This window comes from Streptomyces sp. NPDC013317 (genome assembly GCF_055563155.1).
This window is the reverse complement of the sequence record NZ_JBVHDX010000003.1, coordinates 627,284-648,460: the sequence shown is the minus strand read 5'-3', so window position 1 is coordinate 648,460 and position 21,177 is coordinate 627,284. Positions and strand designations below refer to the sequence as shown.

The window sequence follows — 21,177 nt, the reverse complement described above, 5'->3', positions numbered from 1 at the left end:
CTGTGACCTTGCCCTCCTTGAAGCACGGGCCGATTCCGGGTTAGGCGGGTCTAGGGCTTCGGACGCGCCTCGATCCGGTGCCGGACGATCGTCGAAAGTACACCCAGTCGCGTCGACATGCCCGGGACGGGGGCCGCGGGGTCCTCGATCCGGCGGGCCGGTTCCGGAAGCAGCGCGAGATCGGCCTCGAAGCGGGCCCGCGCCGCGTCGAGGGTGTCCGGCGGCTCTGTCCGGAGCCCCCCGCGCATCACGGTCCGCAGCTGCGGCTCCGTACCCGCCGGCGGCTCCTCGTTGGCCAGACCGATGACGTCCCGGAGACCGGGACCCCGGAACACCTGCTTGGGGCCCGGCGCCGTCGCCTTCCCCGGCGAGAACTTCATGACCGGCGTGCCGTCGTACTCGACCAGCTTGTACGCCGCGTCCAGGTACGGGGCGTCCGCCGCCACCCCCACCCGCGTCCCCACCGCGAAGACGTCGATCGGCGCCCCGTCGCGTACGAGCCCGGCGATCGCGTACTCGTCGAGACCGCCGCTCGCGATGATCCCGACGTCCCGGAGCCCCGCCGCGTCCAGCGTGGCGCGGGCCCGGCGGGCCAGGGCGGCCAGGTCACCGCTGTCCAGGCGGATCGCGCACCCCGGACCGCGCTCCAGCTCGGCCAGGACGCGCGCGGCCGTTCCCACCCCGCGATCGGTGTCGTACGTGTCGACGACGAACGTCACCGGGCCGGGATGGGAGCGGGCGAACGCCCGGAAGGCCTCCTCCTCGGACGGGAACGCCTGGACGTACGAGTGGGCCATCGTGCCCGAGCCGGGGATGTCGTACCGGACCGCGGCGGCGACGTTGCTGGTCCCGGCGAAGCCCACCAGCGCGCCGAGCCGCGCCGACTGCATGCCGGCCGCCGGTCCGTGGGAGCGGCGGAGCGCGAAGTCCACCAGGGGCTTCCCGCCGGCCGCCAGCACGCACCGCGCGGCCTTGGAGGCGACCGCCGTCTGATGGCAGAGCAGCGAGAGCAGGTACGTCTCCACGAGCTGGGCCTGCGGCAGCGGCGCGGTGACCTCGACGAGAGGCTCGCCGGCGAAGACGAGCCGCCCCTCCGGGACGGCGCGGACCTGCCCGTCGAAGGACAGGCCGTGGAGCGGTTCGAGCGTCTCCACGGGCCACCCGAGGACCTCGGCGAACTCCCGCACGTCCGCCCGGCCGATCCGGAACCGGGAGAGGTGGTCGAGGACCGGCTCCAGTCCCGCGGCGACGAGGAACCCACGGCCCGGCGGGAGGTCGCGCACGAAGAGGCTGAACGTGGCAGGGGCCCGCATGCCCTCCCGTAGGTACGAGAGCGCCATCGTGACCTCGTACAGGTCGGTGGTGGTCACCTGCATGCTTCGAGCATGCGCGGCCGGCCGGCGCCCCGCACACGGACGGGCGCGGGGGAGGGCCCGGACTTCGGCGTCGGGGTCGAGCGGGCTCCCGGTCGTGAGCGGGGGGCCTGGAGGCCCGGGTCAGGCCCGACGCAGTGCCGAGCGCCCCGCGAAGCGCCCCGTGGCGCCCAGCTCCTCCTCGATTCGGATCAGTTGGTTGTACTTCGCCGTACGGTCGGAACGGGAGAGCGAACCGGTCTTGATCTGACCGCACCCCGTCGCCACCGCCAGATCCGCGATGGTGGTGTCCTCCGTCTCGCCCGAGCGGTGCGACATGACCGCCGTCCAGCCCGCCTCGTGGGCCACGGCCACCGCGGCGAGGGCCTCGGTCAGGGTCCCGATCTGATTCACCTTGACCAGGACCGAGTTGCCGACGCCGGTGCGGATGCCCTCGCGCAGCAGCGTCTCGTTCGTGCAGAACACGTCGTCGCCGGTGAGCTGGCAGCGGTCGCCGACACGGGCGGTCAGCTCGCGCCAGCCGTCCAGGTCGTTCTCCGCCATCGGGTCCTCGATGGAGACGATCGGGTAGGCGTCGATGAGCTTCGCCAGATGGTCGGCGTGCTCGGAGGGGGTGCGGCGCACCCCCTCGCCCGCGTAGTCGTAGACCCCGTCGCGGAAGAACTCCGACGACGCCGGGTCCATGACCAGACCGATGTCCGCACCGGGGCGGTAGCCGGTGCGCTCGATGGCGGCCATCACGAAGTCGAGCGCCTCCTCGGCGGTACGCAGCGCGGGCGCGAAGCCGCCCTCGTCGCCGACGCCCGTGGAGTGCCCGGCGGCCAGCAGATCGCGGCGCAGGGTGTGGAAGACCTCGCTGCCCATGCGCACGGCTTCGGCGAAGGAGTCCGCGCCCACGGGTGCGATCATGAACTCCTGGAAGTCCAGCGGGTTGTCGGCGTGGGCGCCGCCGTTGACGATGTTCATCATCGGCAGCGGCAGAAGGTGGGCCTCGCTCCCGCCGAGGTGGCGGTAGAGGGGCCGGCGGTGGGCCGCCGCGGCGGCCTTGGCGACGGCGAGGGAGACGCCCAGGATCGCGTTGGCGCCGAGCCGGGACTTCGTGGCCGTGCCGTCGAGGGCGACCAGTGCCGCGTCGAGAGCCGCCTGGTCGACCGCGTCCCGGCCGTGCACGGCCGCCGCGATCTCCCCGTTCACGTGGGCCACCGCCCGGTCGACGCCCTTGCCGTGCCAGCGCGCCGGGTCCCCGTCGCGCAGTTCCACGGCCTCCCGGGCGCCGGTGGAGGCGCCGGAGGGGACGGCTGCACGTCCCAGTGATCCGTCCGCCAGGACGACGTCGACCTCGACCGTGGGGTTGCCACGACTGTCGATGATGCGGCGGGCGGTGACGGTCTCGATGGTGGCGTCGACGGTTCCGACTGCCTGTGCGGACATGGGAGGTCCTTCCCGTTGTCGTGTGCCGTGCCCTTGCTGCGACAACGCTGGCGCCGAGCCCGACGGAGCGAAACCATACAGCAATGCTGTTCAGTTTGGCTGAGCAGTATTGCTGTACAGCATGGCTGTGCAGTGCGGCTGCGCGGTACGGCCCGGATGACGCATCCGTTCCTGACCAGCGAGGTAAGGTGCCCTATGCCCACCTCGGAAGCCGCCGCCATCGCCGCAGAACTGCGCACCGCGATGGGCAAGCTCACCCGACGCGTCACCCACGAGGACCGCATCCCGCTCGGCCAGGTCGCCGTGCTCGGCGCGCTCGACCGCAACGGCGCCATGACCACCAGCGACCTCGCGGCCGATCAGCGCGTACGCCCCCAGTCGATGGCGCGTGCGGTGGGCCTGCTCATGGACCAGGACCTGATCACGCGCCGCGCGCACCCCACGGACGGCCGGAAGTCGCTGGTCGAGCTGACGGACGCGGGCCGGGCCGCGCTCGAAGCGGAGCGTGGCCGCAGGGTCGGCTGGCTCGCGCAGGCCATCGAGGCCGAACTCACGGATGAGGAGCAGGTGTTGCTGGCCCGGAGCGCCACCCTGCTTGAGCGGCTCGCCGCACGGCGGTAGGCCCTGTTCGGACCAGGCCCGCCGGCGCCTCCGAGCGCCGGTGGGTCCTCGGTCCGCGTCCCGCTGATGCGCTCCGGCGGATGATCAGCAGCGCGAGCCGACTGGAGAAGCCCGGGCTCGACGCCACTCGCTCGGCGGTCCGTACCCAGAACCCTTGCGCGCCCTCGCCGTTGGATCACGTGAGCATGGTCAACGAATTGAGGAGCATCGACATGTCGGATCAGTCGGCTGTGGTGGGCCGCAGTCACCGCGTGCGCGTGGCGGAACGATGTCGCGAGATCACCGAGGCCCGCTGGTTCGCCACCGCCGTCTTCCTGCTCGTCCTCGGCAACGCCGCGGTGCTCGGGGTGGAGACGTACGCCGGCGTCAGCGCCCGTTGGCACACCCAGCTGCAGGCGATCGAGCACCTGTTCCTGGCGGCGTTCACGGTGGAGATGGTGCTCCGCGCGGGAGCGTACGCCGCGCGCCCGCTCGACTTCTTCCGGGACCCGTGGAACCTCTTCGACCTGCTCGTCGTCCTCGCCGCGTTCGTCCCCGCCGCCCGCGAGAACTCCACCGTGCTGCGACTGCTCCGCCTCGCCCGCGTGCTGCGCGCCGCACGCTTCCTCCCCCAGCTGCGGATCGTCCTCGTCGCCGTCGGCCGGAGCCTGCCGGGCACGGTCAGCTTCCTGCTGGTCGGCGCGCTGCTGCTGTACGTGTACGCCATGGTCGGCTGGGTCTTCTTCGCCGGCCACGACCCCGAGCACTTCGGCTCCATCGGGCGCGCCGTGCTCACCCTCTTCCTCCTGATGACCCTCGACGGACTGGGCGACGCGGTCCACGCGGGCCTCGAGATCTCCCGGTGGAGCTTCCTCTACTACGTCTCGTACGTCCTCATCGCCTCGTTCGTGCTCGTCAACGTGCTCATCGGCGTCGTGATCAATTCCCTGGAGGAGGCCCGGGAGATCGAGAAGGCGGAGATGGAGGCGGTGGAGAAGAGGGATGCCGAGAAGGCGGCGGTCGTGAAGGGGGCGCTCGTGAAGGAGGTGGTCACAGCGGAGGAGGCCGGGACGGACGTCTCCGACACGGCGGTCCGCGGCGCGGTCGACGGGACCGTCCTCGGGACCGTCGACGACGCGGGGCTGCGCGAGCGGATCGCGGTCGCCCGGCGCGCCCTCGACGACGTCGAGTCCGCCCTCTCCGCGCTCCCGCCGCCGCGCGCTCACGCGCGCGTGGACGGACCATGGGAGTAGCAAGGGATGCGCGGCGGCCCCACGCGTCCCGACGGTGCGAGGAGGCAGACCATGACACGGACCCTTGAGTGGACGGTCGGCCTGGAACTGGTCGAAGAGGACGGCAGGACCAAGGCCGAGGCACATCTCAACACCGGCACGTCGACCCTCACCGGCCACGGCAGCGCACGGTGCAACCCGACGGACGTGGACGTGCCCGCGATCGGTGACGAACTCGCCGCGAGCCGCGCCATGAGGGACCTTGCCGGGCAGTTGATGCGCGAGGCCAACCGCGAGATGGAGGCGGTGGGCGCGGGAACCGTACCCCAGCACACCGGCCCCGGCTACGGCTGGCCGGAGGCGGTCTCGTAGCGGGAGCGCCTCAGGCGCCGGGGCCCCGCCCCGCCCTCGGGCGCCGGTGCGCCTCGCCCACCGGGCCCGCCGGAGCCGCACCGGCGGGCGCGGTTCCGCGTCACACCCCGGGAGGCCGCAGATCCTCGACCGGGACACCGTGATCGGGCTCCCCGTCGAACTCGGGCCGCCCGAGCCCCCGGGCCCCGTCTCCGTCCACGACATGAGGCTCGGCGTCGTCCCCGGCCCCGGTTCCGGCCCCGGCTCCGTCCGCCTCGTCCTCGTCCTCGTACGCCAGCCGGTCCACGACCTCCACGACGCCGTCGACGCTCTCGCAGAGCCGGACGAAGACGGGTGACAGACTCCTGCGCGCCAGCGTGCCGCTGAGCGTCACCCGGCCCTCGTCCACGTCGACGTGGAGCGAGGCGGGGGAGAGGCCGAGGATGCGGACGACGACGTCCTCCAGGATCTCCTCCTGGATCGCGCGGTCGCGACGCAGGAACAGCTGCAGCAGATCGCTCCGGCTGAGCACCCCGATGAGCTGACCACCGGCGTCCACCACCGGCAGCCGCTTCACCCGGTGCCGCTCCATCAACCGTGCCGCCTCCACCGCCGTCCAGGACGGGCGGGCCACCACCACCGGGCTGGACATCATCGCCCCGGCGGTGCTCGGGCCGTCCTTGGCGGTGTGGCGGCGCAGCAGATCCGCCTCCGACACCACGCCGATGGGCCGGTTGGCCTCGTCGACGACCGGTACGGCGGTGATGCCGTACTCGTCGAGCAATCGCGCGATCTCCTTGAACGACGTCCCCGGCTGCACGGCCACCGCGGTCGGCGTCATCAGGTCGGCGACAGTGCGGTTCCGCATCGTCCGTTCCGTCCCTTCTCCGCTCCTCCTTCCATGATCCCTCACGTGGCGGGATCGCCTGTGCCGCGGATGCTCCGCTGCGCGTCGGACGCGATACGGCAGGCCCGGGATCCGCCGCTAGGGCCTGTCTTCCGGATCAGGCCCTAGGGCGTGTTGCGAAAGTCCCGCCTGCCCCGCGACGCCTGGCACGCACGCTCGCTGCGTTGTCGGGATAGTCCGAGTACACCCGGTACGAGGACGACCCTCCGCCTTGCGATCGCACGCACCAGACGCCGCGGGGCCCGCCCTTCGGGCGGACGGCGCTACTTTCGCAACACGCCCTAGTTGAACGGGTCGAGCGTCACGTACGCCTGCTGCGGGTTGCCGTCGTGCACCAGGGACTCGTGCGCGCCGACGTCGTCGAAGGCGAAGCCGTAGGCCTTGCCGTCCGCCATGCGCGCGTGGATCTCCCGCGCGTAGTGGTTGGTGACGGCGTCCTGGTAGAAGCCGGCCGGCGTGGTGTCCGGCTGCTGGGGGTTGGTGAGGAGGGTGGTGCGGTTGTACCCCGCGCAGAGGGTACGGGAGATGGGGCCGCGGACCTGGTCGTTGGGCGCGTCGAGCCGCTTGTAGCAGCCGAAGACGCTGTCGGAGTCGGGCTTCTGGAACGAGGTGACGACCGCGCCCGAGGTGTCGGTGAAGTTCATGACGTTGCCCGAGACACGGCCGAAGTACTTCACGGACGGCTGATTGGCGAAGGGCGTCACGGTGAGCGTCGAGGAGCTGTACTTCGTCCAGACGCGGTTGATGTAGTCGTCCATCACGGTGGACGGCAGCGCGCCGGCCTCGATGCCGTGGCCCGGTGCGAGGGTGCGCAGCACGGTGCCGTCGGAACGGGTCTGGATCAGGTTCGCCCAGCCGCCCGGGCGTGAGCGGAGCGCGTCGAGGAAGCCGTTGTACCCGCCGGGCTTGAGCCGGCCCGTGGTGGTGACGCTTCCGTCGGGGCGCCGGACGCCGACCGCGTACGGGGCCGAGACCATGTCGACCTGCGTGCTGTTGAGCCAGAGGCCCGAGTCGTTGAGCGTGTACTCGGACCAGTTGAAGAGGATGTTCCGGTTGGGGTCGCTCGGGTTCTGGACGGCCGGCTGGACGAGACCGCCGGTCGCCAGCTTGAAGACGAGCTTCTGGCCGTAGCTGAAGTAGATCCGGCCGGAGAACTTCGGCAGCCGGATCGTCATGGACTGCCCGCGGGCGGGGCCGGGGATGGCCGCGTCGGGCGCGGGGACCGGGACCGAGCCTCCGGCGGGCCAGGGGTGGAAGGTGCCGTTCGCGTCCGCCCAGCCCTGGCGGCCGGTGGAGAGCTCGGTACCGAGGTTGTAGACGTAGATCTGTTCGTTGCGACCGGAGTTGTTGGTGAAGGTGAGCGGAATGGTGGCCGGAACGGCGGCGGCCCCCGCGGTGTCGGTGTCGGAGGCGGTTCCGGTGGACGCGGCCTGGACCGTGGGGGAGGGGCCGGCGAGCGTGACGGCGGTACCGATCAGGGCGGCGGCGGTGACGGGCGCCAGCAGGGCGAGCCTGCGGCGACGGCGGTGGGTAGGCACGGCTGGGGCTCCTCGAGTGTGGGGTGCGAGGGCTCAAAGGGGACTGAGAGCGCTCTGAGAGCGCTCTCAGGATGGTGAGGATGATATGACCCTGTCAATGCTCTCGGACGTCCGGGATGCTAGGCGAACGGCCAGGCGCCGCGGTCGTTCAGCTGAAGGACGAGTGCGGCGATGTTCCAGGCGTCGTCCTCGCCCCGGTGGTGCCGGCCCTCCAGCGGGAGACCCGCGATCTCCAACGCGCGTGCCATGCCCGGGCGTTTGGCCAGGCCGTTCGCCTCGGTGAAGACGGCCTTGGCGTTGGTGTGCCGGTGACCGAAGGGGTACTCCGTACCCGTCACCCGGCACTGTTCCGCGAACTGCTTGCGGTCGTAGTCGCCCCAACTGGCCCACGGGCGCAGCCCGCCGGCGTGCTCGACGGCCAGCTGCCGACAGGCCGTGGCGAAGTCCACGCCCGTGTCGACCTCCGCCTGCGTGAGACCGGTCAGTTCGGTGCAGAACGGACTGACCGCGGACCGGGCGGGCCTCACCAGGATGCGGTGGCGCCCCGTCCGCTCGCCCGCGTCCAGGTCGACGACGGTGAGCCCGATCTCGATGATCTCGCTCACGGCCCCAGGCGGCCGCTTTCCGTTCCAGCAGGTCGCCTCGACGTCGACGATGTTCAGCAGGCGTCCATGGCTCATGGCGACGAGGCTAGAGCGGGGATGCGCAGTGGGTCACCCGGTTTTCGGTGGACAGGCCTGCGGCGCACGGGGGTTCACTCCAGGTCCAGGATCTCCCGCAGCGCGGCGACCGCGTGGGCCCGGTGCTCGTCGAGCCGGCGGACCGCTGCCTCCTCGTCCCCGTTGCGTACCGCCGAGATCACGGCGCGGTGCTCCCGTACCGCCAGCTCCCGGTTCGCCACCTCCGTGTAGTACAGCGACCGGTAGGCGTCGGTGGCGTCCCACAGGGTGGTGATCAGCCGGACCAGACGCGGCATGCCGGACGCCTCGATCAGGGCGAAGTGGAAGCGGCGGTTGGCCGTGGCCATCACCGTCACGTCCCCGGCGTCGGCGGCCCGTTCCACCTCCCGCTGGATCTTCTCCAGGGAGGCGAGCAGTCCGTCCTCGCCCCGCCGGACACCCATGCGGACCGCCTCGGTCTCCAGGAGCTGCCGGATGCGGTAGACCTCCTCCAGGTCCGCGAGCGAGAGCTCGGCGACGAAGTAGCCCCGGTGGATGTGGTGGACGACGAGGCCCTCGCCCTCGAGGATCTTCAGCGCTTCCCGCAGGGGCACGCGGCTGACGTCGAGGCGGGCGGCGAGCGCGTCCTGGCGGATCTGCCCGCCGGGCCGCAGCTCGCCGGCGGTGATCGCGCGCCGCAGCTCCGCCAGGACGAACTGCTGGGCGGTCGGCGGCCGCCCCTTCTGCACCGCGCTGCTCATCGCCTGTGACCTTCCGTCGTTCGGTGGTTCGGTGGTTCGGTGGTTCGGTGGTTCGGTGGTTCGGTGGTTCGGTGGTTCGGGCGTTCCGTGTTCCTGAACGTATCCGTATATCTTCCTACGGACCGTCGGGCGCCTCTTCCAACTCGTCGCGCACGGAGGCGGTGTGCTGTCCCAGGCGCGGGGGCGCGGCGCGATAGGAGGGCGGGGTGACGCCGAGGGTGATCGGGTTGACGACCTGTCCAGGCCCTGCCGCTTCGGCCGGCACCCGGGGCGCGAGACCCAGCCGGTCCGCCAGGTCGAAGGCGGCGGCGAGATCATTGATCGGGCCGCAGGGCACCCCGGCGGCGGTGAGTTCCTCGAACCAGTGGTCGGCGGTGTGCTCGGCGAGGGGGCCGGCCAGCGCCGCGACCAGCGCCTCGCGGTGGGCGACGCGGTCGGTGTTCGTCGCGAAGCGCGCGTCGTCGGCGAGGCCGGGCCGGCCGAGGCGTGCGCAGAGCGCCCGGAACTGACGGTCGTTCCCCACGGCGAGGACCAGGGGGCGGTCCCGCGCGTCGAACACCTCGTACGGAGCGATGCTCGGGTGCCGGTTGCCCATGGCCCGGGGGACGACACCGGCGCCGAGGTGGGCGGCCGACTGGTTGGTGAGTGCGGACAGGAGCGAGGTGAGCAGCGAGACGTCCACCCGCTGGCCTTCGCCGGTGCGTTCCCGGTGCCGCAGGGCGGCGAGGACGCCCATGCCCGCGTGGAGGCCGGTGATCACGTCGACGAGCGCGACCCCCGCCTTCGTGCCCGGCCCGTCCGGCTCGCCGGTCACGCTCATCAGCCCGCCCATCGCCTGGACGAGGAGGTCGTAGCCGGGCAGGCCGGCGCCCTCGGCGGTGCCGAATCCGGTGACCGAGCAGTAGACGAGTCCGGGGTTGGACGCGCGCAGGTCCTCGTAACCGAGACCGAGCTTCTCCATCGTGCCGGGCCGGAAGTTCTCCACGAGCACGTCGGCGCGCTCCACGATCGCCCGGGCCGTGGCCAGATCGGCCGGATCGGTGAGGTCCAGGGCGACGGACCGCTTGTTCCGGTTCACCCCGAGGAAGTAGGTCGCCTGGCCGTCGGCGAAGGGGGGACCCCAGGCGCGGGTGTCATCCCCGGATCCGGGCCGCTCGATCTTGATGACATCGGCGCCCAGATCGGCCAGCAGCATCGTCATGTACGGACCGGCCAGAACGCGCCCGAAGTCCGCCACCACGATTCCGGACAGGGCCCCGGGACCGGGCGTCACCTGCTGATCTGCGCCCATCACGCTCTCCTCCGCCGATGATCGGATCCAGCTGGAACGTACGCATCGGAGATCCGATATTCAATACTGGATCCAAAATCCGATCTGCGGATACGCTTCGGAGCGCCGCATAGCCGCACCAGCCTGGAGGCCGTCCGTGAAGCCGTCGCCGCAGTCGCCCAACGCGTCGAAGCCGACTCCCGTCCACCCCTTCGATCTGCTGGCGATCGACGGCCTGCTGAGCGACGAGGAGCGCGAGATCCGCCGGACCGTGCGCACCATGGCGGACAAGGAACTGCGCCCCCACGTCGCCGAATGGTTCGAGGCGGGCGCCATCCCCGCCCGGGAACTCGCCAAGCAGCTGGGCGGCATCGGCGTCCTCGGCATGCATCTGGAGGGCTACGGCTGCGCGGGCACCAACGCCGTCGCGTACGGCCTGGCCTGTCTGGAACTCGAAGCCGTCGACTCCGGCCTGCGCAGCCTGGTCTCCGTCCAGGGCTCCCTGGCGATGTACGCGATCTGGAAGTTCGGCTCCGAGGAGCAGAAGCAGCAGTGGCTGCCCGGCATGGCCGCGGGCGACTACATCGGCTGCTTCGGGCTGACCGAGCCGGACGCGGGATCGGATCCCGGAGCCATGCGCACCCGCGCTCGGCGCGACGGCGACGACTGGGTGCTCAACGGCACCAAGATGTGGATCACCAACGGTTCGGTCGCCGACGTGGCCGTCGTCTGGGCCCGGACGGACGAAGGCGTCCGCGGCTTCCTGGTGCCCGCCGGAACCCCCGGCTTCAGCGCGCCCGAGATCAAGCAGAAGCTGTCCCTGCGCGCGAGCGTGACCAGCGAACTCGTCCTGGAGGACGTACGGCTGCCGGCCGACGCGATGCTGCCCGGCGCGCGCGGGCTGTCCGGCCCGCTCGGCTGCCTCAACGAGGCGCGGTTCGGGATCGTGTTCGGCGCCCTCGGCGCGGCCCGCGACTGTCTGGAGACCGCGATCGCGTACGCGGGCGACCGCATCGTCTTCGAACGGCCCCTCTCGTCCTACCAGCTGACCCAGCAGAAGCTGGCGGACATGTCCCTCGAGCTCGGCAAGGGCATGCTCCTCGCCCTGCACCTGGGACGCCTCAAGGACGCGGGCGGCCTCACGCCCGAGCAGGTCAGCGTGGGCAAGCTGAACAACGTCCGGGAGGCCATCTCCATCGCCCGCGAGTGCCGCACCGTCCTCGGTGCGAACGGCATCACCCTGGAGTACCCGGTGATGCGCCATGCCAACAACCTGGAGTCGGTCCTCACCTACGAGGGCACCAGCGAGGTCCACTCCCTGGTCATCGGCAAGGCGCTCACGGGCGAGCAGGCCTTCCGCTGAGCGGGGCCCGCCCCACCGCTGCTCACCGGCCGGCCGTCACCTTGGCGAGGAACGCGTCCAGGTTGGAGGTCGTACGCTCGATCCGCTGCTCCAGCGTCAGCGACTCCTCCTGGCGGCCGGCCCGCAGCCTGGGCTGGCGCCTGCCGCGGACGTACAGGGAACAGGCCAGGTCGGAGCAGATGTAGATGCCGACCGTGTTCCCCTCGCGTCCGCGGCTGCCGGCGAGCGGTGCCGCCAGCAGGGTCACGCCCGACGAGGCGTGCCCCGTGAGGCAGACCTGACACAGGCTGGACTTGACCGCGCTCGTGCGGCTCGTGGCGGGCACCCGCAGCGTGATGCCGAGCGGACCGTCCTCGCGGGCCACCACGAGGTGGGCGCGCAGCGGCGCGCCCGGGTCGACCCAGCCGAGGAAGTCGAGGTCCTGCCAGGGCACTTCGGCGAAGTCCAGCGGCAGCTTGAGTCTGCTCGCCTCGCCCTTCGTGCAGTTCACGAAGGACGAGCGGATCTGTCGGTCGGTGAGAGGTTCCACTCGGTGGACCGTACACGGATCGTGCGGCCCGGGCATCCGGATTTCACCGGGCGGCCGGTGCCCCGCCGTCGGCCGCTTGCGGGCTCACCACGGACGCCGACTGGTCCGTCGCGCCGCCGGTGGGCGGCCCTTCCGTGGCCGTGTCGCCGGTCGCCGGTCCGGAGGGCGTGCTCGTGCCGGGCGAATCCGGCGACGCGGGCGACTCGGGGGCCGGCGGGGACGAAGGCGTGGAGGTCGAGGGGGCCGGCGAGGTGGGGGATCCCGTTCCCGAGTCCGAGACGGAGGGCGACGGAGGCGCCGTCGGCGGGGTCGTCGGCTTGTCCTGGTCTCCCGTGTCGCCCGGCTCACGGGCGAACCAGCCGTCGGTCTCGGGGTCGTACACGATGAAGACGTTCACCACGGTCACCGAGGGCGCCACGACGACCACCTGGGAGGGCTGGTAGCCCGCCCACCGGGTGCCCGTGGTCTTCGGCGACTGCTGGGCGACCGGCGGGGTCAGCGGATTGCCGCAGGCGCAACGCACCCGGGGCACGCCCCTTTCGTCGACGAGCACCGCCGTACCCGCCTGGAGGACCGCCTGGTACGAGGTGGCGTCGCCGTTCCGGAAGCCGTGGTTCGTCACCCGCGTGTCGACGCGGAGCTGCAGCGGGGTCAGGGAGCGCAGATAGCCCGGGACCTCGTTCGCCGAGATGCCGAGGGTCGAGGCGAAGGCCGCGTTCTTGGCGGGCTGGTCGGCGAGGTAACTCACCTGCTGCTCGACGTCGCAGCTCGCCACGTTCCGCGTTCCCCCGTACAGACCCGCCGACGCACCCGACACGCTGCGCGTGGCGGTGGCGTCCGCGGACCTGGTCGCACTGGGCAGCGGGGCGGGGGACTGCGAGGGGTCGGCGTCGTTGGCCGTCGACTTGGTGAAGGGGTCGGGCCCGGTGGCGGAGGCGTTCTGCAGGAACACCTCGCCGCCTCCCGCGCCGCCACCGGCGTCACTGTCGCCGTCCGGACGGGTGAGGACGACCACCAGGGCGATGGCCGCGACCAGCACGGCGGCGATGGACGCCACCTTGGGTACGGAACGCCACCAGGGGCCACCGCCGCCCCCTTCGCCGCCCGCGCCGCCGGCTCCACCGTCGCCGGGGCCGCCGGGCACGCCACCGCCACCGGTTCCACCGCCACCGGTTCCGCCGCCGGGACCGCCCGAACCTCCCCCCGAAGCGCCGCGCGGCGGCCCGGAGGGTGGCGGGGGTCCGGCCGCTCCCGGTGTGGTGCTCGGGCCCGAGAGCGGACCCGAAGGGGGACCCGAGGGGGGACCCGAGGGACGGTCGGACGGCGGGTGGGAAGTCACGTTTTTCCCTTTCTTCCGTTCCGGGCCCATTGTGTGCGTGGAACCGGGGCCGCCCGCAAGCGGACGGCGCCCACCCATCGGGACTGCGGAGGTCAACCACCGGTACTAGCGTGGAGACCGTGAGCAGTCGGCTCCCCACCACATCCGGCCCGGCGCACGACGCCCAGCACCTCGCCCGCCACTGGGGCGAGGCGTTGGCAGCCGTCCTCGCCGGGTTCGTCGCGATGGCGGTCGTCGCCGCGCTCGGCCTCTGGGCCGCGGGCGCCGCCGACCTGCCCGGCGGTTTCGTGAACATCGTCGCCGCGGTCGTCGTGATGGCCGCGGGCGGTCAGATCGGTCTCTCAGGCGACGCCGGCGCACTCGCCGGCACGAACGCCGATCTCACCGCCATGCCCCTCACCGTCACCCTGGTGGGTGCACTGGTCACGGGCTTCTGTTTTCTGCTCCCACTGCGCCATCACGCCGTCGCCAGGACCCGTGACCTGCTCGCCCGCGTCGCACGCACCGTCCTGCTCTGGCTGGCCGGGCTCGCCGGTCTGTCGGCGCTCGCCCGCCACGACTTCCCCGTCTCGATCGGAGGCGGGGAGAGCCAGGACGCCATGTCCGACCTCTTCGGCGAACTGCTCGACGCGGTGGACCCCACCGTCGGATTCCGCGCCGAGCTGGGACCCACCCTGTTCTTCGGCCTGCTCTGGATCCTCGGCGTCCTCCTCATCGCCCTGCTGGTCTCGCGCGGGACCCCGCTCCCGCCCCGGCTGGTCCGCTATCACGAGTCCGTACGGCCGGTCGCCTCCGCGATGCTGCTCCTGCTCCTCGCGTACGTGCTCATGGGCCTGGTCATCGGGATCGTCGTGGCGGCGACCCGGGGGCACGCGTCCGAGACCCTCGCCGTGATCCTCCTCGGCCTGCCCAACGTCAGCTGGCTCGCCCTCGGGGTCGGCATCGGAGGGTCCTGGGAGGGCACGGTCGAGGGGCCGTTCGGGCTGCCGATGCCCCCGATCCTCGACGCGGTGCTGCGCACGGACACCGGCAACCTCTCCACCGTGGACCTGTCGTCCCTCGCCTCGTACGACTCCCGGGCCTGGTGGATGCTGCCGATCGCGGCGGTCCTCGTCCTGGCCGTGGCGTTCGTGGCCGCCGTCCGCTCGCCGTCCCGCACACGGCTCTGGCAGCACGCGGTCCACCTGGGCGTCGCCTTCGCCCTGACGATGCTGGTGGTCGCCCCGATCACCCACGTGGAAGCGCGCTTCGGGCTCTCCATCCTCGGCATCGGCGAACTGGAATCCCTCGGCGGTCAGGTCGTGCTGAGTCCGCACGTCTGGAGGACGGCGGGCTTCGCCCTGCTCTGGGGGCTCGTCGCCGGCTTCCTCGGCGGGCTGCTCGCTTCGCGCGTCCACCGCCGCGGCGAGGTGGACACCCCCGAGCGGCAGCGCCCGAAGGGCTGAGGGCGACCCGCGTCACGCGAGTAGGCCGCTCGGTGGTACGAGGCGAGTCAGCGGTACGAGGCGAGTCAGCGGTACGAGGCGACGAGGCGCGCCAGATGGCGTCCCGCGACCTCCAGCGGCACCGCGCTGCGGGCGGTCTGCGCCGCCAGTTCGGCGCCCTCCAGGGTGGCGACCACCGTGTGTGCCAGCTCCTCGGCGTCCGTCGCGGCGAACCCCGCCGCGGCCAGCTTCCCCGCGACCACCGTCCGCCACCTCGCGAACGCCTCGGCGGCCGCCTGCTGGATGTCGGGGGCCGTGGTCGCCGTGCCCACGACGGCGGAGGTGACCGGGCACCCGTCGAGCCAGTCGGACTCCCGCAGCCCCTGTGCGAGGGCTGCGGTGAGCGCGACGAGGGCCTTCTCCGGCTCGGGCTCGGCTTCGAGCGCCTCACGCAGGAAGTCGCTGAACTCCTCGTCGCCGAGCCGCACGGCGGCAGTGCCGAGCTCCTGCTTCCCGCCGGGGAAGAAGTGGTACAGCGATCCGAGCGTCGCCCCGGCCTCGCGCGAGATCTGCTTGATGCCGGTGCCCTCGTAGCCCTGGCGCTGCATCAGGCGTGATGCCGTCCGCACGATCCGCTCGCGCGTTCCGGCGGTCTCGGGATCGTAGGCAGTCGTCGTCTTCACCCCGTCACCGTACCGAACTTGAACGATCGCTCTAGCCACCGTGCTACGGTCCTCCCTAGTTAGAGCGTTCGTTCTAGAGCGCTCCGGGGAAGGGGAACATCCATGAGTACGTCCGCTGTGAACACCCAGTCCGTGACGGTCATCGGGCTCGGCCCGATGGGCCGGGCGATGGCAGGTGCCTATCTGGACGCCGGCTACCGCGTCACCGTCTGGAACCGCACCGCCGCCCGAGCCGACGACCTGGTCGCCCGGGGCGCGGTGCGCGCCGCCACCGTCGAGGAGGCGCTGACGGCCAACAGGGTGGTGGTGCTGAGCCTGACCGACTACGCCGCCATGTACGCCATCCTGGAGCCGGCCGCCTCGGCGCTGGAGGGCCGCGTCCTGGTCAACCTCAGCTCGGACACCCCCGACCGGGCCCGCGAGGGTGCCGCATGGGCGGCACGGCACGGGGCCCGCCATCTCACCGGCGGAGTCCAGACGCCGCCTTCCGGCATCGGCTCGACGGAGTTCGACACCTACTACAGCGGGCCCCGGGACCTCTTCGACGCGTGCGAGGCCACGCTGAAGGTGATCACCGGTACGGACTACCGGGGTGAGGACCCCGGGCTGGCCGCGCTCTACTACCAGCTCCAGATGGATCTCTTCTGGAACGCCCTGACCGCCTGGCTGCACACCGTCGCGCTGGCGGAGGCGCACGGCATCAGCGCCGCCGAGATCAGGCCGTACGCGGCCGGGACGCTGGGCGGGATGAGCCGGTTCCTGGACTTCTACACACCCAGGATCGAGGCGGGGCAGCACGGCGGAGACGTGGAGCGGGTCTCCATGGCCGTGGCCAGCATGGACCACGTCGTGCACACGACGCGAGCTGCCGGCGTGGACCCGGCACTGCCCGCCGCGACGCTGGAGGCGTTCCGGCGGGCGGCGGCCGAGGGGTACGGGGACGACAGCCTGACCCGGCTGATCGAGGTGTTCGGAAAGGGCGCGACGGCGGAGAAGCCCCGGAGTTGAACGGAGGGAGGGGCGGGCGGAGGCGGACGTCGGCGCGCGTCCCGGCGTCGGGTCAGTGCCAGGTCGGGGGCGGAGTCCGGAAGACCGGACGGGCCCAGGCAGGGGGTTCGGGGGGCGGTGACGGGGGCTCGGGACCGAGCGGGCCGGCGCCGCCGCCCGGGCCGGGTCCGCCCCGCTCCAGGGCCGCCCGCAGCGCCGCGACGAACTCCAGGCACGTCCCGTAGCGCTCCTCCGGAGTCTTGGCCAGCGCCTTGGCCAGGACCTCGTCCGCCGCCTCCGGAAGCTCCGGACGTTCGGCGGACGGCGGGGGCGGGGGATCGTACTGGTGGGCCCAGAGCAGCGCCATGTCGTCGTCGCGGCGGAACGGCGGCATGCCGGTGAGCGTCTCCTGGACCACGCACGCCAGGCTGTACACGTCGCAGCGGCCGTCCACCGGTTTCCCCGAGATCTGTTCGGGCGCCACGTAGTCGAGCGTTCCGACGAACTGGCCGACCGTCGTCAGACCGGTCAGCGACAGCGACTTCTTCGTCAGTCCGAAGTCCGTGAGGTACACGTGCTCCGGATGGTCGCGGTCGGTGCCCTCGGCGACCAGGATGTTGCCCGGCTTCACGTCCCGGTGGACCAGGTCGTGGGCGTGCGCCGCGTCCAGGGCGGACGCCACCTGGACGGCGATCCGGCCCGCCGTCACCGGCTCCAGCGGCCCCTCGCGGTCGAGGAGCGCCCGCAGGTCCCGCCCGGCGACGTACCGCATCGCGATGTACAGCACGCCCTCCGTCTCGCCGGCCTCGAAGACCGGCACGATGTGCGGATGGTCGATCGCGGCCGCCACCCGCGACTCGTGGGCGAACCGCTTGCGGAAGGTGTCGTTGCGGGCCAGCTCGGGGGCCAGCAGCTTCAGCGCGACGGTCCGGTCCAGCCGCAGGTCGCGTGCCCGGTACACGACCGCCATCCCGCCACGGCCGATCTCGGCCTCGACCGCGTAGCCCGCGATCTGCTTGCCGACCAGTCCCGACTCCCGGCCGGCGGGCAGATCCGCGTTACGGGCCGCGCCGGCCATCAGCGCTCACCCTGCTGGTCAGCCCGGTTCACGATCCGGGTGGGCGGCGGTCCCGCCGGGGGCTCCGACGGACCGTCGCCCTCGTCGAGTCGGGGCACCACCCGCGTCGGCTCGTGCCCGGCCTCCGCCACCCCGCCCTCGGGCGGGGTCGCGGCCGCCGAGGGGGCAGCCGAGGCCGCGTACGTACTCAGCGCCGAACCGTCGCAGTAGACCCAGCGCTCGTGTTCCGCGTCGAAGAGCCAGAGCGACTCCCCGTCGACCACCATCCCCACCCGCAGTCCGTGCGTACGCCGCCCGAAGGTGTCCCCGTCCGCCCCGCCCGCCGCCAGCTCCTCCGCCGCGCGCCGGTAGCGGCCGAGCGACTCCTCCGCCCGGGCGATCAGCGGCCGGGGGTCGGCGGTCCTGGCGAGCTGCTGTCGGGCCTCGGGCGGATCCACCGGTACGGCGACGAGGAGGCGCGCGTCGACCCAGGCGGTCCACCCGTTGGAGCACAGGATCTGGCCCCAGTCCCCGACACGGTCCGTGAGCTGCACCGGCAGGAACGCGTCGAGCGGCACGGTCGGCAGGCCCGGGTCGGGGGTCTCCCAGGTAGGAAGACCGTCGCGCGGTACGACATGGGTCGGACGGAAGTCCGGAATGTCGTCCGGTACCGGGGGAGTGACCGGGATGCCCATGGGCGGCCTGCCTTCACTGTTCCGGATATTGGATATCGGATCCTGGATATCTGATCCTGGATCCAGGACCGTGGATCCTGGATCCGGAATCCGATGTCGGGTCGGGGGAATCGGCTACTTCCGCATGATCACCGGCTCCTGCCGCCGCAGCAGCCGCGCCACGAGGAACCCGAGGACGACACAGAGCACGACCAGCATCCCCATGTCGAAGAGCCAGGCGCTCGCGGTGTGCTCCATGAGCGGATCCGCCGTCTTGTCGCTCGGTGCGATCTTCCCGATGTCGATGGTCGCCCCCATCGCGGCGAACGCCCACCGCGACGGCACCAGCCACGCCAGCTGTTCGAGTACCGGCGTGCCCGTGACGGTCAGCAGCGCCCCGCAGAACACCACCTGCACGATGGCGAGGAGGACGAGCAGTGGCATCGTCACCTCCTCCTTGCGCACGAGGGCGGAGACGAACAGCCCGAGCATCATCGCCGTGAACGACAGCAGCGCGACCGCCAGCGTGATCTCCACGAGAGGCGGCATGAGCACGCCCTTGCCGTCCGGGACGTTCAGCGGCACCCCGATCAGCGCGACCAGCGTGAGGACCACGGCCTGGACGACGGTGATCAGCCCCAGGACGACGACCTTCGACATGAGGTACGCGGAACGGCTCAGGCCGACGGCTCTCTCGCGTCGGTAGATCGTGCGTTCCTTCACCAGCTCCCGTACCGCGTTCGCGGCCCCCGTGAGCACGCCGCCGACACAGAGGATCAGCAGCACGTTCAGCGTCGACTCGGGGTTGAGGCTGCCCTCCGACAGCGCCCGGGCCATCGCGCCCATCACGAACGGCAGCGCGATCATGATGGCGATGAAGGTCCGGTCGGCCGAGAGCGCCGCGGCGTAACGCCGGACGAGGGTGCGCAGCTGAGATCCCCAGCTCTGCGCCTTCCGCGGCGGACCGGGCTCCGGCGCGCCCTCCTCGGGCGCCAGCCCCGGCCGCTGCATCGCGTCGGCGATGTACCGGCGGTGGTGCCGCGACGCGCGGTACTGCTCCGCCCAGTCGCGGCGCCGGTCGGTCTCGAAGGCCTCGAACGCCTCCGGCCACTGGGTGAAGCCGAAGAAGTCCAACGACTCGTCCGGAGGCCCGTAGTAGGCCACGCGGCCGCCGGGCGCGAGCACGAGCAGCCGGTCGCAGACGTCCAGGCTCAGCACACTGTGCGTGACGACGATGACCGTACGGCCGTCGTCCGCGAGCCCGCGGAGCATGTGCATCACCGAGCGGTCCATGCCCGGGTCGAGCCCCGAGGTCGGCTCGTCCAGGAAGAGCAGCGACGGTTTGGTGAGCAGTTCGAGCGCGACGCTGACCCTCTTGCGCTGGCCGCCCGAGAGGCTGTGGATGGGCTGATCGGCCCGCTCGACGAGGCCGAGCTCGCCGATCACCTCGTCGACCCGGGCCCGGCGCTCGTCGGCGGCGGTGTCCTCGGGGAAGCGCAGCTCGGAGGCGTAGGTCAGGGCCCGCTTCACGGTGAGCTGGAGGTGGAGGATGTCGTCCTGCGGTACGAGACCGATGCGCTGGCGCAGCTCCGCGTAGTCCCGGTAGAGGTCCCGGCCGTCGTAGAGCACCGTGCCGTGGTCGGCGGGGCGCTGGCCCGTCAGGGCGCCGAGCAGCGTCGACTTGCCCGCCCCGGACGGCCCGACCACCGCGAGCAGACACTTCTCCCCGACCGGGAACGACACGTCCTCCAGGAGGGTCTTGCGCCCCTGGTCGACCGTGACGGCCAGATCCTGCACGTCGAGGGAGACCTCGCCGGTGTCGGTGAACTCGACGAGCTGCCCTCCGATGAGGCAGAACGCGGAGTGTCCGACGCCGACGATGTCGTCCGGGGTGACACGGGCCTCGGCGACGGGACGGCCGTTGAGGAAGGTGCCGTTGTGACTGCCGAGGTCCTGGATCCAGTACGTCCCGTCGCCGCGCGCCTTCAGTTCGGCGTGGTGCCGCGAGACGACGAGGTCGTCGACGACGAGGTCGTTGTCGGGCGCGCGCCCGATCCGCACGGTGCGCGTCGGCAGCGGCCGCACGGACGTGGGCTGCCGGAAGGTGCCGGTCGCGGCCGGATGCGAGACGGAGGAGGGTCGGGGCGGGGTCCGCGGCGGCGCGGGGGCCGGGGGCTCCGGGCTGGGTACGGGAGGGGGCGAGGGAGGCGTCTCCGGGCCCGGTACGGGTGTGGGCACCGGTGTCACGGGCCCGGGCTCCCGCGCCGGAGCCTCACGAGACCCGGCGGATGGGGCTTCCGTCGAGGGGGGCTCCGCCGCACGGGGCTCGGCGGAGGGCGCCGCCGCTGATGCAGCCGCCGCTGAAGCCGCCTCCGCCGACGGGGCCCGCGCGGCAGGCGCCGCGGGCTCGGGATCAGGCGGCGCGGGCGCAAACGCCTCGCGCTCCGCGCGCACGGGCGTCGGCCCGGGGTTCCGGGGCTCTGCCCGTAGGGGCGCGGCCGCCGGTTCCTGGGGCTCTGCCCGTACGGGTGTCGCCGCCGGTTCCTCGGGCTCTTCACGTACGGGCGTCGGCGCCGGTTCCTGGGGCTCGGGCGCGGTGCCTGCCGGCGCCTGCGCCGGCGCCTCGGGTCTGGGTGGGGCCGCACGTGCGGCCGTCCCGGAGAGGACGGCCCGTGGACCGTCTCCCGGGTGCCCGAACCGTATGACCGTTCCCGGACCGACCTCGCGCACGGCGATGCGGTGGCTGTCCGCGAACGTGCCGTTCGTACTGCCCTCGTCCGCCAGCGTCCAATGGTCGCCCACGGCCCGAAGGACCGCGTGGTGCCAGGACGCCCGGTCGTCGTCGAGGACGATGTCACTGGTGGGGTCGCGCCCGATGCGGTAGACCCGGCTCGGACTCATCACGGTCGCGTCCCCTGCGATCTCGAGGACGAGCTCGGGTGCGGCGGGCGCGACGGGCCGCTCTCCCATGCGTGAATTTTATCTTCCGGGGCAGATCC

18 protein-coding genes and 1 pseudogene are annotated in these 21,177 nt (G+C 72.2%); 6 read left to right on the top strand and 13 right to left on the bottom strand.

Annotation, left to right across the window (positions count from 1 at the left end):
* Positions 1 to 50: 50 nt before the first annotated feature.
* Positions 51 to 1,376, bottom strand: a complete 1,326-nt coding sequence (locus ACZ3IJ_RS11725; protein ID WP_467467497.1) for a nicotinate phosphoribosyltransferase — start codon at positions 1,374 to 1,376, stop codon at positions 51 to 53.
* 120 nt (positions 1,377 to 1,496) lie between these two features.
* Positions 1,497 to 2,804, bottom strand: coding sequence for a phosphopyruvate hydratase (gene eno, locus ACZ3IJ_RS11720; RefSeq protein ID WP_467467496.1), 1,308 nt, complete (start codon positions 2,802 to 2,804; stop codon positions 1,497 to 1,499).
* A 195-nt stretch (positions 2,805 to 2,999) separates the two neighbouring features.
* Between eno and ACZ3IJ_RS11715 the strand changes: the two genes are divergently transcribed.
* From ACZ3IJ_RS11715 to ACZ3IJ_RS11705, 3 genes are all read left to right on the top strand, one after another.
* Entirely contained in the window at positions 3,000 to 3,425 is a 426-nt protein-coding gene (locus tag ACZ3IJ_RS11715) for a MarR family winged helix-turn-helix transcriptional regulator (protein WP_467467495.1), read from the top strand.
* A gap of 212 nt (positions 3,426 to 3,637) precedes the next feature.
* Positions 3,638 to 4,657, top strand: coding sequence for an ion transporter (locus tag ACZ3IJ_RS11710; RefSeq protein ID WP_467467494.1), 1,020 nt, complete (start codon positions 3,638 to 3,640; stop codon positions 4,655 to 4,657).
* 51 nt (positions 4,658 to 4,708) lie between these two features.
* Positions 4,709 to 5,008 (top strand): DUF1876 domain-containing protein, encoded by a 300-nt coding sequence (locus ACZ3IJ_RS11705; RefSeq protein ID WP_391799295.1) that lies wholly within the window; start codon positions 4,709 to 4,711, stop codon positions 5,006 to 5,008.
* Positions 5,009 to 5,240: 232 nt separating this feature from the next.
* Here ACZ3IJ_RS11705 and ACZ3IJ_RS11700 read toward each other — a convergent pair.
* The 5 genes and pseudogenes from ACZ3IJ_RS11700 to ACZ3IJ_RS11680 form a co-directional block, all read right to left on the bottom strand.
* Positions 5,241 to 5,855, bottom strand: a pseudogene (locus ACZ3IJ_RS11700) (CBS domain-containing protein); the annotation flags it as partial.
* A 320-nt stretch (positions 5,856 to 6,175) separates the two neighbouring features.
* Complete coding sequence (locus tag ACZ3IJ_RS11695; RefSeq protein WP_467467493.1) at positions 6,176 to 7,432, bottom strand: glycoside hydrolase family 64 protein; 1,257 nt, start codon at positions 7,430 to 7,432, stop codon at positions 6,176 to 6,178.
* A 119-nt stretch (positions 7,433 to 7,551) separates the two neighbouring features.
* Complete coding sequence (locus tag ACZ3IJ_RS11690; RefSeq protein WP_467467492.1) at positions 7,552 to 8,112, bottom strand: 3'-5' exonuclease; 561 nt, start codon at positions 8,110 to 8,112, stop codon at positions 7,552 to 7,554.
* Positions 8,113 to 8,186: 74 nt separating this feature from the next.
* Positions 8,187 to 8,852, bottom strand: a complete 666-nt coding sequence (locus ACZ3IJ_RS11685; protein WP_467467491.1) for a GntR family transcriptional regulator — start codon at positions 8,850 to 8,852, stop codon at positions 8,187 to 8,189.
* Positions 8,853 to 8,967: 115 nt separating this feature from the next.
* Positions 8,968 to 10,143 (bottom strand): CaiB/BaiF CoA transferase family protein, encoded by a 1,176-nt coding sequence (locus ACZ3IJ_RS11680; RefSeq protein ID WP_467467490.1) that lies wholly within the window; start codon positions 10,141 to 10,143, stop codon positions 8,968 to 8,970.
* 136 nt (positions 10,144 to 10,279) lie between these two features.
* Here ACZ3IJ_RS11680 and ACZ3IJ_RS11675 point away from each other — a divergent pair, with 136 nt between their 5' ends.
* A complete protein-coding gene (locus ACZ3IJ_RS11675) occupies positions 10,280 to 11,485 on the top strand; it encodes an acyl-CoA dehydrogenase family protein (protein WP_467467489.1) in 1,206 nt (401 codons plus the stop codon).
* Between the two features lie 22 nt (positions 11,486 to 11,507).
* Here ACZ3IJ_RS11675 and ACZ3IJ_RS11670 read toward each other — a convergent pair whose 3' ends face one another.
* Both ACZ3IJ_RS11670 and ACZ3IJ_RS11665 read right to left on the bottom strand, forming a co-directional pair.
* Positions 11,508 to 12,050, bottom strand: a complete 543-nt coding sequence (locus ACZ3IJ_RS11670; protein WP_467467488.1) for an FBP domain-containing protein — start codon at positions 12,048 to 12,050, stop codon at positions 11,508 to 11,510.
* A gap of 7 nt (positions 12,051 to 12,057) precedes the next feature.
* Positions 12,058 to 13,353 carry a DUF6777 domain-containing protein gene (locus ACZ3IJ_RS11665; protein ID WP_467467487.1) on the bottom strand — a complete coding sequence of 432 codons (1,296 nt, stop codon included), beginning with the start codon at positions 13,351 to 13,353 and terminating at the stop codon, positions 12,058 to 12,060.
* Between the two features lie 119 nt (positions 13,354 to 13,472).
* On the opposite strand from ACZ3IJ_RS11665, the gene ACZ3IJ_RS11660 reads away from it, so the two are divergent.
* Positions 13,473 to 14,798 carry a streptophobe family protein gene (locus tag ACZ3IJ_RS11660; RefSeq protein ID WP_467467486.1) on the top strand — a complete coding sequence of 442 codons (1,326 nt, stop codon included), beginning with the start codon at positions 13,473 to 13,475 and terminating at the stop codon, positions 14,796 to 14,798.
* 65 nt (positions 14,799 to 14,863) lie between these two features.
* On the opposite strand, the gene ACZ3IJ_RS11655 is transcribed toward ACZ3IJ_RS11660, so the two are convergent.
* Complete coding sequence (locus tag ACZ3IJ_RS11655; protein ID WP_467467485.1) at positions 14,864 to 15,460, bottom strand: TetR/AcrR family transcriptional regulator; 597 nt, start codon at positions 15,458 to 15,460, stop codon at positions 14,864 to 14,866.
* A gap of 102 nt (positions 15,461 to 15,562) precedes the next feature.
* Here ACZ3IJ_RS11655 and ACZ3IJ_RS11650 point away from each other — a divergent pair, with 102 nt between their 5' ends.
* Positions 15,563 to 16,468, top strand: a complete 906-nt coding sequence (locus ACZ3IJ_RS11650; protein ID WP_467467484.1) for an NAD(P)-dependent oxidoreductase — start codon at positions 15,563 to 15,565, stop codon at positions 16,466 to 16,468.
* Positions 16,469 to 16,520: 52 nt separating this feature from the next.
* Here ACZ3IJ_RS11650 and ACZ3IJ_RS11645 read toward each other — a convergent pair whose 3' ends face one another.
* The 3 genes from ACZ3IJ_RS11645 to ACZ3IJ_RS11635 form a co-directional block, all read right to left on the bottom strand.
* Positions 16,521 to 17,525, bottom strand: a complete 1,005-nt coding sequence (locus tag ACZ3IJ_RS11645; RefSeq protein ID WP_467467483.1) for a serine/threonine-protein kinase — start codon at positions 17,523 to 17,525, stop codon at positions 16,521 to 16,523.
* Positions 17,525 to 18,199: an SH3 domain-containing protein gene (locus tag ACZ3IJ_RS11640; RefSeq protein ID WP_467467482.1), complete on the bottom strand. Its 675-nt coding sequence runs from the start codon at positions 18,197 to 18,199 to the stop codon at positions 17,525 to 17,527. The genes ACZ3IJ_RS11645 and ACZ3IJ_RS11640 overlap by 1 nt, the downstream gene beginning before the upstream one ends.
* A gap of 114 nt (positions 18,200 to 18,313) precedes the next feature.
* Complete coding sequence (locus ACZ3IJ_RS11635) at positions 18,314 to 21,148, bottom strand: FHA domain-containing protein (RefSeq protein ID WP_467467481.1); 2,835 nt, start codon at positions 21,146 to 21,148, stop codon at positions 18,314 to 18,316.
* Between the last annotated feature and the right edge of the window lie 29 nt (positions 21,149 to 21,177).